The organism is Brevundimonas sp. AVps4 (assembly GCF_058681525.1).
In genome coordinates, this window is the sequence record NZ_CM178741.1 from 2,601,505 (window position 1) to 2,614,509 (window position 13,005).

The 13,005-nt window shown below is 68.1% G+C and carries 14 protein-coding genes; 10 read left to right on the forward strand and 4 right to left on the reverse strand.

What is annotated here, in order from left to right; genetic code table 11:
* The first annotated feature begins 49 nt into the window (after positions 1 to 49).
* Together hemF and ACW178_RS12880 are read left to right on the forward strand one after the other, a co-directional pair.
* The gene (hemF, locus tag ACW178_RS12875) at positions 50 to 931 is read left to right on the forward strand and encodes an oxygen-dependent coproporphyrinogen oxidase (RefSeq protein WP_287106417.1); all 882 of its coding nucleotides are present in this window, start codon (positions 50 to 52) and stop codon (positions 929 to 931) included.
* A complete protein-coding gene (locus ACW178_RS12880) occupies positions 928 to 1,119 on the forward strand; it encodes a hypothetical protein (RefSeq protein WP_191558575.1) in 192 nt (63 codons plus the stop codon). The genes hemF and ACW178_RS12880 overlap by 4 nt, the downstream gene beginning before the upstream one ends.
* A gap of 13 nt (positions 1,120 to 1,132) precedes the next feature.
* Here ACW178_RS12880 and ACW178_RS12885 read toward each other — a convergent pair whose 3' ends face one another.
* Positions 1,133 to 2,008 carry a LysR family transcriptional regulator gene (locus tag ACW178_RS12885; protein WP_191558576.1) on the reverse strand — a complete coding sequence of 292 codons (876 nt, stop codon included), beginning with the start codon at positions 2,006 to 2,008 and terminating at the stop codon, positions 1,133 to 1,135.
* Positions 2,009 to 2,087: 79 nt separating this feature from the next.
* Between ACW178_RS12885 and ACW178_RS12890 the strand changes: the two genes are divergently transcribed.
* On the forward strand, positions 2,088 to 3,164 hold the full coding sequence (locus tag ACW178_RS12890) for a YeiH family protein (protein WP_492024635.1): 1,077 nt from the start codon (positions 2,088 to 2,090) through the stop codon (positions 3,162 to 3,164).
* Between the two features lie 190 nt (positions 3,165 to 3,354).
* Here ACW178_RS12890 and ACW178_RS12895 read toward each other — a convergent pair whose 3' ends face one another.
* Positions 3,355 to 4,086: a type 1 glutamine amidotransferase gene (locus ACW178_RS12895; RefSeq protein ID WP_287106412.1), complete on the reverse strand. Its 732-nt coding sequence runs from the start codon at positions 4,084 to 4,086 to the stop codon at positions 3,355 to 3,357.
* 29 nt (positions 4,087 to 4,115) lie between these two features.
* Positions 4,116 to 4,931 (reverse strand): 23S rRNA (adenine(2030)-N(6))-methyltransferase RlmJ, encoded by an 816-nt coding sequence (gene rlmJ / locus ACW178_RS12900; RefSeq protein ID WP_152950690.1) that lies wholly within the window; start codon positions 4,929 to 4,931, stop codon positions 4,116 to 4,118.
* 115 nt (positions 4,932 to 5,046) lie between these two features.
* Here rlmJ and ACW178_RS12905 point away from each other — a divergent pair, with 115 nt between their 5' ends.
* Positions 5,047 to 6,069, forward strand: a complete 1,023-nt coding sequence (locus ACW178_RS12905) for a DNA topoisomerase IB (RefSeq protein ID WP_287106410.1) — start codon at positions 5,047 to 5,049, stop codon at positions 6,067 to 6,069.
* A gap of 3 nt (positions 6,070 to 6,072) precedes the next feature.
* Here ACW178_RS12905 and cysS read toward each other — a convergent pair whose 3' ends face one another.
* Positions 6,073 to 7,524: a cysteine--tRNA ligase gene (gene cysS / locus ACW178_RS12910; protein ID WP_287106408.1), complete on the reverse strand. Its 1,452-nt coding sequence runs from the start codon at positions 7,522 to 7,524 to the stop codon at positions 6,073 to 6,075.
* 105 nt (positions 7,525 to 7,629) lie between these two features.
* Here cysS and folE point away from each other — a divergent pair, with 105 nt between their 5' ends.
* The 6 genes from folE (at position 7,630) to ACW178_RS12940 (ending at position 12,994) form a co-directional block, all read left to right on the forward strand.
* Positions 7,630 to 8,244 carry a GTP cyclohydrolase I FolE gene (folE, locus tag ACW178_RS12915; protein ID WP_054766226.1) on the forward strand — a complete coding sequence of 205 codons (615 nt, stop codon included), beginning with the start codon at positions 7,630 to 7,632 and terminating at the stop codon, positions 8,242 to 8,244.
* A 171-nt stretch (positions 8,245 to 8,415) separates the two neighbouring features.
* Positions 8,416 to 8,850, forward strand: coding sequence for a biopolymer transporter ExbD (locus ACW178_RS12920; protein WP_191558581.1), 435 nt, complete (start codon positions 8,416 to 8,418; stop codon positions 8,848 to 8,850).
* A 125-nt stretch (positions 8,851 to 8,975) separates the two neighbouring features.
* A complete protein-coding gene (locus ACW178_RS12925; RefSeq protein WP_492024636.1) occupies positions 8,976 to 10,802 on the forward strand; it encodes a gamma-glutamyltransferase family protein in 1,827 nt (608 codons plus the stop codon).
* A gap of 30 nt (positions 10,803 to 10,832) precedes the next feature.
* The gene (locus ACW178_RS12930) at positions 10,833 to 11,174 is read left to right on the forward strand and encodes an MmcQ/YjbR family DNA-binding protein (RefSeq protein ID WP_054766229.1); all 342 of its coding nucleotides are present in this window, start codon (positions 10,833 to 10,835) and stop codon (positions 11,172 to 11,174) included.
* Between the two features lie 57 nt (positions 11,175 to 11,231).
* Positions 11,232 to 12,116 carry an alpha/beta hydrolase family protein gene (locus ACW178_RS12935; protein ID WP_287106403.1) on the forward strand — a complete coding sequence of 295 codons (885 nt, stop codon included), beginning with the start codon at positions 11,232 to 11,234 and terminating at the stop codon, positions 12,114 to 12,116.
* Positions 12,117 to 12,151: 35 nt separating this feature from the next.
* Positions 12,152 to 12,994 carry an aldo/keto reductase gene (locus ACW178_RS12940; protein ID WP_287106401.1) on the forward strand — a complete coding sequence of 281 codons (843 nt, stop codon included), beginning with the start codon at positions 12,152 to 12,154 and terminating at the stop codon, positions 12,992 to 12,994.
* The last annotated feature ends 11 nt before the right edge of the window (positions 12,995 to 13,005 follow it).

The following is a 13,005-nucleotide window of genomic DNA, read 5'->3' on the forward strand; positions in this document are numbered from 1 at the left end:
CCACGACCTGACACTTCCCCCGCGAGCGGGGGAAGGTCTAAGAGACGGCATGAGCGACGCCGCCTTTTCCGATCCGCTCGACCTGAAGAAGGTCGAGACCCGCGCCTGGTTCGAGCATCTGCGCGACCGCATCCATTCTGCCTTCGAGGCGCTGGAGGATGCGGCGCCCGACGATCTGTTTCCGGGGGAGCCGGGACGGTTCGTGCGGACCCCCTGGGCGCGCAAGGAGGGCGGCGGAGGCGTGATGGGGATGATGCACGGACGGCTGTTCGAGAAGGTCGGGGTCCATGTTTCGACCGTGCACGGAACATTCCCTGCAGACTACGCCAAGACGGTTCCGGGGGCGGCGGAAGACCCCCGGTTCTTCGCCACCGGGATCAGCCTGATCTGCCATCCGGTCAGCCCCAGGGTTCCGGCGGTGCATATGAACACCCGCTTCATCGCCACGACCCAGAGCTGGTTCGGCGGCGGGGGCGATCTGACGCCGGTGCTGGAGGCGGACCGGCGCCAGGACCACCCCGACACCCTGGCCTTCCACGCCGCGATGAAGGCGGCCTGCGACGCCCATGACCCCGACTGGCACGCCAAGTACAAGGCGTGGTGCGACGAGTATTTCTTCCTGCCGCACCGGCAGGAGCCGCGCGGCACGGGCGGCATCTTCTATGACCACCACGACAGCGGCGACCATGACCGGGACTTCGCCTTCACCCGCGACGTGGGCCTGGCCTTCCTGGACGTCTATCCGAAGATCGTCGCGGGCCGGATGACCGAGGCCTGGACGGCCCAGGAGCGCGAGCAGCAGCTGGTGCGGCGCGGGCGCTATGTGGAGTTCAACCTGTTGTACGACCGTGGCACCATGTTCGGCCTCAAGACCGGCGGCAACGTCGATTCGATCCTCAGCTCCATGCCCCCGGTGGTGAAATGGCCGTGAAATCCCCTCTTGCGAAGATCCTGCTGCGCCCCCTGGCCACCTCGATCCTGTTTGCGGTGCTGTACGGGATCTATCTGGTCCTGGCGAAGCAGCAGCAGATCCCGCTGACCCTGTTCGTGGTGATCGGCTTCTACTTCGCGGCCTCGCTGCTGCTGGAGCGGTTCGTGTTTCCCCGGTTCGGGCTGTAAGCCGCCGCGCGCCCTACCCCATCGCCGCCACAAACGCGTCGCCGGCGCGGCTGCGGTAGCGTTCGGCGTGGCGCAGCAGGCGGAAGGGGCGTTCCGGCAGCGAAAAGGCGGCGGTCACCAGGCGGCCGGCGGCGACGGAGGCATAGGCGACGCTTTCGGACAGGGCGGTGGCGCCGGCCCCGGCCTCGGCGGCGGCGAGAACCGCTTCGTTCGACGGCAGGGTCATGGCGACGGGCAGGTCTGCGGGATCGATCCCGGCCTGACGCACCGCCTCCTCCAGGGTCGAACGGGTGCCCGAGCCCGCTTCGCGCAGAACCCAGGGGGATGTGGTCAGATCCTGAGCCGACAGACGGCGCAGGCCCGCCCAGGGGTGGTCCGGCGCCACCACGACGGCCAGCCGGTCCGAGCCGATCCGGGTCTGTTCCAGCGCGGATTCGTCGACCGCGCCCTCGACCAGGCCGATCTCGGCCTCGCCTCCCAGGACGGCGGCGGCGGCCTGGCGCGTATTGCCGATCTGGACGTCCAGCTCGATGCCCGGATGGGTGGCGTGGAAGGCCACCAGACGACGGGGCAGCCAGTAGGAGGCGATGGTCTGGCTGGCGAAGACGGTCAGGCGGCCGCGCCGCAGGGCGCTGAGGTCCGCCAGCGCCGCCTCGGCCGCCGCCGCGCGGGCCAGCACGGCCTTGGCCTCAGGCAGGAAGGCCTGGCCGGTCTGGTTCAGAACCACGCCCCGTCCCACCCGATCGAACAGATGGACGTCGTGCTCGGCCTCGAGCGCCGCGATGGCGTTGGAGACGGCCGACTGGGTCAGGTTCAGCGCCCGCGCCGCCGCCGTCACATGCTGACGCTCGGCCACGGCGACGAAGATGCGCAGGCGCTCCAAAGTCACGATCAATCTCCAATTCGGATTGAACCGACCATAACAATCCGTTGGACCGAGGTCGAGCGGGCGCGCATCAAGCGGAACCATGAAGTCCGCCGCCTCTGCCGCCGTCGCGACCCCGCCCCTGCCCCGCCCCGTCGGCCTGGCGGCGCGGCTGGGCGCGTTTGCCCGTTCGGTCTGGCCCGGCCTGATGATGAGCCTGGTGGTCGCCCTGGCGGCGGTGGGCCTGGGCGGCCTGGAACGCGAGGCGGTCGGCAAGGTCTGGCTGGAGCCGCTGGTCCTGGCCATTCTGCTGGGAGCCGGGGTGCGGGCGGCCTGGACGCCGGATGAGCGGTTCAGGGTCGGGATCGATTTCAGCGCCAAAATTCTGCTGGAGGTCGCCGTGGTCCTGCTGGGCGCCTCGGTCAGCGCGGCGACCCTGTCCTCGCTGGGCCTGGGGTTTGTGGCGGGGGTCTTCGCCCTGGTGGCCGCCGCCATCCTGGTCGGGTTCGGGATCGGCCGTCTGCTGGGACTGACGCCGCGCATGGCCCTGCTGGTGGCGTGCGGCAACGCCATCTGCGGCAACTCGGCCATCGCCGCCGTGGCCCCGGTGATCGACGCCGACGGCGAAGAGGTGGCCGCCTCCATCGCCTTTACCGCCGTGCTGGGGGTGGTTGTGGTTCTGACCCTGCCGCTGCTGGGCGGGCTGATGTCCATGAGCGGCCTGCAGTACGGCGCCCTGGCCGGGCTGACCGTCTACGCCGTGCCCCAGGTGCTGGCGGCGGCCGCCCCGTTCGGCGCGGTCGCGACCCAGACGGGGACGGTGGTCAAGCTGGCGCGGGTGCTGATGCTGGGGCCGGTGATCCTGGTGCTGTCGCTGATCTTCCGGGACCGGGCGGCGGGCAAGACGGGGCCGGGTCTGCACCGGCTGCTGCCGTGGTTCATCGTCGGTTTCCTGGCGATGATCGCGCTGCGGAACCTGGACCTGATCCCGCAGGCGGTGCTTGAGCCGATGGCGGCGGCGTCCGACCTGCTGACCGTGGCGGCCATGGCGGCCCTGGGGCTGCAGACCAACATCCGGGCCGTGGCGCGGGCCGGCGGGCGAGTGGCGGCGGCCGTTGTGCTATCGCTGGCGGCGCTGGTGGGGCTGAGCCTGGGGTTGATTGCGGTGTTGGGAGTTTAGCGCCCTTACCTTCGTCATCCTCCGGCAAGCCGCGCCTTCGCGGCGCAGACCGGGGGACCCAGCGGCGCCGGCAGGCGAAATCCATCCGCCGCTCCTTGTTTGAAGCCAGTGTCCGCGACAGGTTCGCGCTCACGCGCGCCGCTGGGTCCCCCGGTCTCGCTGCGCTCGCCGGAGGATGACGAAGGAATGATCAGATCCCGCTGCCCTGGTCCTCCACCGGCGGCGGGGTCAGCAGCAGGAAGGCGCGGATCCAGGCGGTGAGAACGGCGCGGTCGTTGGGGCGTTTCAGGCTTTCGAGGGCGGCGTCGGCCAGGGGTTCGGGGATGCGCGAACCGCGCCGGCTCTCCACCAGGGCGGCGGCGTAGTCGGGCTGAAACTCCGGGTGGCACTGGAAGGAAATGGCGTCCTCCCCCCAGGCCAGGCCGGCGTAGGGGGTGAAGCCGCTGGAGGCGATGACGCGGGCGTCGGGCGAAACGGCCACGACCTGATCCTGGTGCGAGACCGGAATGGCGATGGTGCGGGCGCGGGGGTGCATCCAGGGCTCGTCGCTGAGGACGTCGTAACGGTGCAGGCCGACGCCCCAGCCCTTGTCGGATTTCACGACCTCGCCGCCGAAGGCGTGGGCCAGGACCTGGTGGCCGAAGCAGATGCCGACGATCCGGGTCCGGCCCCGGGCCGCGCGCAGCCAGTCGACCAACTGGGGAATCCACGGCAGGTCGTCATAGACGCCGGCGGCCGAGCCGGTGACGATCACCCCCTGAAAGGCGGACGGGTCGGACGGCAGATGCCCGGATTGGACGTCGAACCGGGTGGTCGGGACGTTTTCGCCCAGGAGGGCGCGGAACCGGGCCGGATAGTCGTCGAAACTGTCCTTCAGGGCCTCGGGCGGATGGCCGGTTTCCAGAATGGCGATACGGGTCATGACCCGACCATAGACGGGCCGCGCGCCGATCAGAAGGACCAGATTTCAGCCCGGCCGCCCGGATCGCCCAGACAATCGGCCACCCAGCCGCACACCTGGCGGGCCGCGTCCTCGGCGCCCGGCGGCGGATTGACGATCACGAGGGCGCAGCCGTTCATCTTCATCGGATTGGTCAGGGGCCGCAGGCGGGCCTCGGCGACCAGGGTCGGGCCGGCCCGGCCTTCCAGCCGCCGGGTGAAGGCGTCGAAGGTCTCCAGATCCTTCAGCGGGGTCCAGACGGCGATGGTCGCTGCGGGATCGCGGCGAATCACCGCCAGGGCGGTTTCGGCCGAGCGGATATAGTCGTCGGGCTTCTCGAACGGCGGGTCGATCAGGATCAGGGGCGCCTTGGCCCGCGCCGCCTCGGCCGTGGCCAGGGCGTAGCCGTCGCCCTCGCGCGCCTCGGCGTTGGGGCGCTCCGCCAGGGCTTGATCCAGCAGGGCGCGGACGGGCGGGTTCAGCTCATAGCCGACATAGGTTCCGCCCGCCCCGAGGGCGTCGGCGATCAGCACCGGCGAGCCAGGATAGAAGCGGGCGCCGCCGTCGGGATTCAGCGCCGCCACCCGATCCGCCAGGGCCTGCATCAGCGGCGGACGATCCGGGCCGGTCATCAGGCGCGCGACCCCGGCCTCGGCCTCCTTCGACCGGGCGGCGTCTCCGGACAGGTCATAGAGGCCGGCGCCGGCGTGGGTGTCGAGCACCGTCAGCGGGCCCGCCGCCGCGCGGGCCTTCACCAGCCACAGCACCAGGGCGTGTTTGACCAGGTCGGCGAAGTTTCCAGCGTGGAAGCTGTGGCGATAGTTCATGCCGCCTCGTGTCGCGCCGGGCGCGCAGGGTCAAGGGGAACTCGCCAAGGCGGCGCCGCGTTCGTCGCAGGTCTGAGGCAAGCCGCTGAAAGACCGCTGAAAAGGAAACGCCGGGATGGCGGACGGATCGCATGGCTTCGACCCGGTGGTCGAGGTTCCGCAGGGGCTGAGCTGGTGCAGCGACGACAACCCCGGCCTGACCCGCCGCCGCGCCGGCAAGGGCTGGTCCTATCGCGACGCCGAGGGGCGGCCGGTCAAGGACCCCAAGGTTCTGGACCGGATCCGCGCCCTGGCCATTCCGCCCGCCTGGACCGACGTCTGGATCTGCCCCAAGGCCAACGGCCATATCCAGGCCACGGGCCGGGACCTGAAGGGTCGCAAACAGTACCGCTATCACAACGATTGGAGCACGGCCCGGTCGGAGAACAAGTTCGACAAGCTGCCGGCCTTCTCACGCGCCCTGCCCCGGCTGCGCGCCCAGGTGGAGCATGATCTGGGCCTGAGGGGACCGGTGAAGGCCAAGGTGCTGGCGACCGCCGTCCGTCTGCTGGAGATCACCCTGATCCGGGTCGGGAATGCGACCTACGCCCGTCAGAACCGCAGCTATGGGCTGACCACCCTGAACAAGCGGCATCTGGAGGTCGACGGCGCCGCCCTGACGTTCGAGTTCCGCGGCAAGAGCGGCAAGGACCACCGCGTCAGCGTCCGCGACCGGCGGCTGGCGCGGGTGGTCCGGACCCTGGAGGAGCTGCCGGGGCGCCAGTTGTTCAAATACCGCGACGCCGAGGGCCATCTGTGCCCCGTCACCTCGGACGATGTGAACGCCTATATCCGCGCGGCCATGGGTGAGCAGTTCTCGGCCAAGGACTTCCGCACCTGGGCGGGCACGGTCTCGGCGGCGCGGGCCCTGCGCGAGATGGAGCCCCCGACCTCGCCCACCGACGCGAAACGCAAGATCACCGTCTGCGTCAAGGCGGTGGCGGGCCTCCTGGGCAATACGCCGACGGTGTGCCGGACCTCCTACGTCCATCCGAAGGTGATGGCCCTGTTCGAGAGCGGCGCGTTGAAGACCGCCCTGCCGGGACCGGACGCCAAGGGGTTCGAGACGGCGCTGATCCGGCAGTTGGCCGCAGCCTGACCGTCAGCCCTTCACGCGCCAGGTGGCGCCGTCGGGGCCGTCCATGACGACGACGTTGAGGGCGTTCAGGCGGTCGCGGATGCGGTCGGCCTCAGGCCAGTCCTTGGCGGCGCGGGCGGCGGCGCGTTGTTCGAGCAGGGCCTCGACCTCGGCCTTCAGGGCGGGATCGCCGCCCTCGAACCAGGCGTCCGGCGTCAGCGACAGCACGCCGAGCAGGCCGGCGGCTTCTTTCAGGCTCCAGCGAGCCATGGCGACGTCATTGATGTCGGCCTCGCCGTCATTGAGCAGATCGCGCAAGGCGTTCGCCAGCCCGAAGAGCTGAGCTATGGCGCCCGGCGTGTTCAGATCGTCCTCCAGCGCGTCCAGCACTGGATCGAGCGCGTTCTCGGCCAGCTCCAGCTCGGCCTCGTCCAGCGTGGCCGGATCGAAGTCGGCCAGGGCTGCGTCGGCGTCGCGCAGGACGCCGTAGAGTCGGTCCAGATTCTTGCGGCTCTGTTCCAACAGTCCCTGGTTCCAGTCCAGCGGCTGGCGATAGTGGGCTGACAGAAGGGCCCAGCGGACGACCTCGCCCGGCATGGACTGGACCAGGTCGTGCAGCAAGAGGACGTTGCCGATCGACTTGGACATCTTCTCGGCGTCCACGGTCAGGAAGCCGTTGTGCATCCAGTAGCGGGCGTAGTGGTCGTGGGCGTTCTCGGCGTGGGCGCAGCCGTGGGCGCAGACGCCTTGGGCGATCTCGTTCTCGTGGTGGGGGAAGGCCAGGTCGACGCCGCCGCCGTGGATGTCGATGGGCAGGCCCAGGGTCTGTTCGATCATGGCCGAGCATTCGATGTGCCAGCCGGGGCGCCCCTCGCCCCAGGGGGAGGGCCAGGCCGGCTCGTCCGGCTTGGACGGTTTCCACAGGACGAAGTCGTGCGGATTCTTCTTATAGGGCGCGACCTCGACCCGGGCGCCGGCGATCATGTCGTCCAGGTTCCGGCCCGACAGGGCGCCGTAGGACGGATAGGCCGAGACGTCGAACAGGACATGCCCTTCCGCCGCATAGGCGCAGCCGGCGTCGATGATGGCCTGAATCTGATCGACGATGGCCGGGATATAGTCGGTGACATGGGGGGCCAGGTCGGGCGGCGAAACGTTCAGCAGGGCCATGTCAGCCAGATAGGCGGCCTCGTAACGGGCCGTGACCTCGCCGATCGGCACGCCTTCACGGGCGGCCTTCTGGTTGATCTTGTCGTCCACGTCGGTGACGTTGCGGGCGTAGAGCACCTTGTCCGCCCCGTACTGCCTTCGCAGCAGCCTTGCCAGGACGTCGAACACCACCGGCGGGCGCGCATTGCCGATATGGGCGTAGTCATAGACCGTCGGGCCGCAGACATAGAGGGTCACCCGGTTCGGATCGCGCGGTTCGAACAGGCGCTTTTCACGGTGCAGGGTGTCGTGGATGTGCAGCGGCATGGAGCGGTCTTCGGCAGGTTTTCTTGCAGGACGGAGGGTCCGTCCCATATAGCGGCCTGAGATACAACCGGGCGCCCTCGCCCGCGCCGGCCGGAAATGCAGTCCATGAGCGTCACCCCCGCCAAACCCGTCCTCGTCAGCGATGCGGCTGTGCAGCGCCCCAGCCGCGAACAGGCGCTGGAGGCGGTGCGGACCCTGATCGCCTGGGCCGGCGACAATCCCGACCGGCCGGGCCTGATCGACACGCCCAAGCGGGTGGTCGACGCCTACGGAGAGTGGTTCGACGGCTATGAGGCCGACGCGGCCAAGGAGCTGAGCCGCACGTTCGAGGACGTGACCGGCTATGACGACATGGTCATCCTGCGCGAGATCGAGGTGGAGAGCCATTGCGAGCACCATCTGGCCCCCTTCCTGGGCAAGGCCTATGTCGCCTATCTGCCCGGCGAGAAGGTGGTGGGAATCTCCAAGCTGGCGCGGGTGGTCGAGATCTTCGCCCGGCGGCTGCAGAATCAGGAAACCCTGACCAACGACATCATCGAAGCCATCGAATCGCAGCTTCAGCCGAAGGGCGTCGCGGTCATGATCGACGCCGCCCATCAGTGCATGACCACCCGCGGGGTCCATCACCGGCACGTCTCGACCGTCACCACCCGCTTCACCGGCGCCTTCAAGTCCGATCCCGCCCTGGCCGAGCGTTTCCTGAAGCTGGCGAAGGGCTGAGCCGGCGGCCCTGTGCATATGGCTGTCGCATATAATTGACGTGCAGGAAGGCGCGATCGTTTAGAAGCGCTTTACAAGCGGCGATCGGAACGCCAAGAACCGATCAAGCTTTCGGGCGATCCATAGGGAATGTCGGCGCATATGACGGCCGGCGAGTAACGGAGACGGTGCATGGCTGCGAAGATCGGTGGTTCCGGCGGGGACAAGCACACCATCGAACAGACGGCGGATATCAACATCACGCCGTTCATCGACATTCTGCTGGTGCTGATGATCATCTTCATGGTCGCCGCGCCGATGGCGACCGTCTCGATCCGTCTGGACCTGCCGCCCGCACAGCCGCCGTCACCGGACAAGCCCGAGAAGGAACCGGTGTACATCACCATCCAGGAGAACGGTCAGCTGTTCATCTCCGACAAGCAGACCTCGATCGACAACCTGGCGGCTGACGTCTGCACCGCCCTGGGCGGCGGCGCCTGCCAGGAAGAGCGCGTCTTCGTCCGCGCCCAGCCGGAAGTGAAATATTCGCAGTTCATGGAAGTCATGAACAAGATGCAGGAGAACGGCTTCTTCAAGGTCGGCCTGCTGAACGAAGACATCGAATAGGACCTGGGTCTATCCAGGATCAGGGCCGCGTTCCGAAAGGGGCGCGGCCTTTTTCTTTGCGGTGAAGCTTGTCGGACGCGCCAGAGGCAGACTTGATAAGCCCCGGCTGTTCGAGGAGTCCGCCCATGCGCCGTCGCACCTTCCTATCCGCCCTGCCCGCAGGAACCCTGGCCGCCGGCGCCCTGGCCGCGACCGGGGCCCAGGCGAGACAGGCGGCGGCCGTAACGCCCTCCTCCGCCCGTCCGTCTGATCCCTACGCGGGAGTGGGCATCGGAGATCGAATTACGGGCCCCAGGTTCACGGGCCGCTCGACCGTCTGGGGCATGAACGGGGCCGCGGCGACGGCCCATCCGACCGCCAGCCTGATCGGGATCGACACCCTGAGACGCGGCGGATCGGCCATAGACGCCGCCATCGCCATCAACGCGGCCCTGGGCTTTCTGGAGCCGGTGGCCAACGGCATCGGCGGCGACGCCTATTGCATGCTGTGGGACCCGAAGCAGAAGAAGGTGATCGGGCTGAACGGGTCCGGCCCCAGCCCGCAGGGCCTGAGTCTGGAGACCGCGCGGTCCAGGGCCATCGACGGCTATCTGCCCCGCTACGGCGCGGTGACGGTGAACGTGCCGGGCACGGTGGACGCCTGGTGGAGCGCGCACCAGCGGTATGGGAAACTGCCGTGGAAGGAGGTGCTGCTGCCGGTCGCCGAACTGTGCGAACAAGGCGCGCCCGTGCCCCAGGTCATCGCCTATTACCTGGAACGCAACATGGCCGCCTTCGACCGGGGCCGGATCCCGCTCGAGGAAAACGACAACAGGAAGCGCATCTGGGCCGCCGGCGGGGCGACGCCCAAGGTGGGCGAGGTCTTCGCCAATCCCTTCCTGGGCAAGACGCTGCGGATGATCGCCGAGGGCGGACGCGACGCCTTCTATGACGGCCCCATCGCCGACCAGATCGAGGCCTATTTCAAGCGGATCGGCGGCTGGATGACCCGCGCCGACATGGCGGCCCACCACACCGAATGGGTCGAGCCGATCCAGACCAACTATCGCGGGGTGGACGTCTTCGGCCTGGGGCCGAACACCCAGGGCCTGTCGACCAACCAGATCCTGAACATCTGCGAACAGTTCGACCTGAAATCCATGGGCTTCCAGTCCGCCGCCTCTCTGCACGTCCAGGCCGAGGCCAAGCGGCTGGCGTTCGAGGACCGGGCGCGCTGGTTCGCCGACGACCGATTCTCCAAGACGCCGGTCGAATGGCTGAACTCCAAGGCCTATGCGGCCGAGCGGGCCAAGCTGATCCGGCCCGATCGGGTCATGGACCGCGTCATGCCGGGCGACGCCCCGCACCACGGCGACACCACCTATTTCAGCGTCGCCGACGCTGACGGGATGATGGTCAGCTGGATTCAGTCCAACTATCGCGGCATGGGTTCGGGCCTGGCGCCCGACAACGGCTCCGAACCGCTGGGCTTCATGTTCCAGGACCGGGGCGAACTGTTCGCCCTGACCGACGGCCACCCCAACATCTATGCGCCGGGCAAGCGGCCGTTCCAGACCATCATTCCCGGTTTCGCGGTCAAGGACGGAGAGCCCTGGATGGCGTTCGGCGTCATGGGCGGCGCCATGCAGCCTCAGGGCCAAGCCCAGATCATCATCAACATGGTCGACTATGGGCTGGAGCCCCAGGCGGCGGGTGATGCGCCGCGCTGGCAGCACTATGGCTCGTCGGAACCGACCGGCCAGCCGCAGGAAGGAACCGGAGTGTTGCACCTTGAGAGCGGCGTGCCCGAGGCGACCAAGGCGCAGCTGCGGGCCATGGGCTGGACCTTGGGCGAGCCGGACGGCGGCTTCGGCGGCTATCAGAACGTGATGAAGCAGATGAACCCGGGCGGGCGCTGGACCTATGGCGCGGCGACCGAAATGCGCAAGGACGGGATCGCCCTGGCCTATTGAGGTTGGGCCTATTGAGATTGGCGTTCGGAAATGACCCACGAAGAGGTGCGTGCTCTGCTGCTGTCCTTTCCCGGCGTCGAGGACGGCGTCTCCTATGGGGAACCGTCGTTCAAGGTGGCGGGGAAGTTCTTCACCTGGCTGCGTCCGAAGCTGGACGACAGTATCGTGGTGCACCTGGATAATCTGGACGAGCGGGATTTGCTGATCGAGATGGACCCCGACGCCTTTCATTTCACGGACCACTACCGCGACTATCCGATCGTGTTGGCCCGCATCGCCCATGTCGATCCCGTCTGGCTGAAGGCGGCGCTGTGGAAACGGTGGCGCAAGGTCGCGCCGAAGCGCTTGGTGAAGGCCCATGACGCGGCTTGACCTGACGTCGGGGAAATCAGTCAGGGTCCGTTGAAAATAGCAACGGACGGAAACGACATGGGGCTGACGGTCGAAGACCGGTCGATCAAGGCCGAGGACGGCTGGCCGCTGGAAGCGACCCTGTTTCGGGGCGACAGGCCGAGAATGGCGGTGCTGGTCTCGGCCGGAACGGGATTTCCGCGCGGCTTTTACGCCCGGTTCGCGCGGTGGATGGCCGAACGGGGCGGCGTGGTTCTGACCTATGACTATCGCGGCATCGGCGGGTCGCGGCCCGAGGATCTGGCGGCCATGGAGATGGACTATCCGGACTGGGGTCGGCTGGACATGCCGGCGGCGCTGAAGGCTCTGAAGAAGGCGGCGCCGGGCCTGCCGATCTTCCATATCGGACACAGCGTCGGGGGTCATTTCGTCGGCTTCATGCCCAACCAGAGCGAGATCGCCCGCCACGCCTTCGTCTCGGTCGGGACCGGATGGTGGGGCGGACACCACCGAACCTATAATCCGATGGAGCTGTTCTTCTGGTTCGGTTTCGGGCCGCACCAGCTGCGCCGCCACGGCTATATCCGCGCGGGCCGGCTGTGGCGGGGGACCGACCTGCCGCGCGGGGTGTTCGAGACGTGGAGGCGGTGGTGCCTGAAGCCCGCCTATTTCCTGGACGAGCTGAGGTCCGGCGCTCTTGAGCCCCAGGGGTTCGACAAGGTTCGGGCGCCGATCCGGTCCTGGATCTTTCCCGACGACCCCATCGCCACACCGGGCACAGGCGCGGCCCTGCTGAAGGCCTATCCCAACGCCTCGTCCCAGATCGTGGTGCGACGCTCCCAAGACTACGGCGCCCGACGGATCGGCCACGAGGGCGCCTTCCGCAAGGGACTGGAGCCGCTGTGGCAGGAAATTCTGGATTGGTTCGACGCAGGGGTTTCGAAGGCTGGACCCGGCGCCTAACTGTTCGGCTCCCCCAGTGAGAAGGTGTTCCCCCCATGACCTATGGCGATCAGCCCACCCTCAGCGTCGACGGCGTCGAGATTCCCCTGCTCGGCTTCGGCACCTGGCAGCTGGAGCCGGCGGACGCGCGCCGGATGGTCGCCGAGGCCCTGCGGATCGGTTATCGCCACATCGACACGGCCTGGATCTACAAGAACGAGAAGGCGGTGGGCGAAGGCATCCGGGATTCGGGCGTGCCGCGTGAGGACATCTTCCTGACCACCAAGATCTGGGTCGAGCATTTCACCCATGACGCCCTGCTGAAACAGGCCGAGGAATCGGCCGAGAGCCTGGGGACCACGCCGGACCTGCTGCTGCTGCATTGGCCCAAGCCGACGCCGACCTTCGAAGAGACCCTTGGCGCGCTGAACCAAGCCAAGGACCGGGGACTGACGCGCAACATCGGCCTGTCCAACTTCCCGTCCAAGGAATTCCGGCAGGCCCAGGCCCTGTCCAAGGCGCGGCTGATCACCAATCAGGTCGAACACCATCCCTATCTGGGCGTTGACGCCCTGGTCGCGACGGCGGCCGAGCTGGGGTCGTCGATCACGGCCTGGTCGCCCCTGGCCCAAGGCAAGATCGCAGACGACGCCACGATTTCCGAGATCGCCCAGGCCCATGGCAAGACCAATGGCCAGGCCACCCTGCGCTGGCTGATCCAGAACCGGATCATCGCCATTCCGCGCACGACGAAGGAAAGCCGGGCGCGCGAGAATTTCGACATCTTCGACTTTGAACTGTCGGGCGAGGAGATGCAGCGGATGGACGCCCTGGACCGGGGCGAACGGCTGGGCGACTGGCTGGACCCCGCCTACGACTGGGACAAGTCCGCCGCCTGATCAGAGGAGGC

Coding starts and splice junctions, on each gene's coding strand:
- hemF (WP_287106417.1), top strand. CDS start 50: ATGAGCGACGCCGCCTTTTCCGATCCGCTCGACCTGAAGAAGGTCGAG.
- ACW178_RS12890 (WP_492024635.1), top strand. CDS start 2,088: ATGAAGTCCGCCGCCTCTGCCGCCGTCGCGACCCCGCCCCTGCCCCGC.
- ACW178_RS12895 (WP_287106412.1), bottom strand. CDS start 4,086: ATGACCCGTATCGCCATTCTGGAAACCGGCCATCCGCCCGAGGCCCTG.
- rlmJ (WP_152950690.1), bottom strand. CDS start 4,931: ATGAACTATCGCCACAGCTTCCACGCTGGAAACTTCGCCGACCTGGTC.
- ACW178_RS12905 (WP_287106410.1), top strand. CDS start 5,047: ATGGCGGACGGATCGCATGGCTTCGACCCGGTGGTCGAGGTTCCGCAG.
- cysS (WP_287106408.1), bottom strand. CDS start 7,524: ATGCCGCTGCACATCCACGACACCCTGCACCGTGAAAAGCGCCTGTTC.
- folE (WP_054766226.1), top strand. CDS start 7,630: ATGAGCGTCACCCCCGCCAAACCCGTCCTCGTCAGCGATGCGGCTGTG.
- ACW178_RS12920 (WP_191558581.1), top strand. CDS start 8,416: ATGGCTGCGAAGATCGGTGGTTCCGGCGGGGACAAGCACACCATCGAA.
- ACW178_RS12925 (WP_492024636.1), top strand. CDS start 8,976: ATGCGCCGTCGCACCTTCCTATCCGCCCTGCCCGCAGGAACCCTGGCC.
- ACW178_RS12930 (WP_054766229.1), top strand. CDS start 10,833: ATGACCCACGAAGAGGTGCGTGCTCTGCTGCTGTCCTTTCCCGGCGTC.
- ACW178_RS12935 (WP_287106403.1), top strand. CDS start 11,232: ATGGGGCTGACGGTCGAAGACCGGTCGATCAAGGCCGAGGACGGCTGG.
- ACW178_RS12940 (WP_287106401.1), top strand. CDS start 12,152: ATGACCTATGGCGATCAGCCCACCCTCAGCGTCGACGGCGTCGAGATT.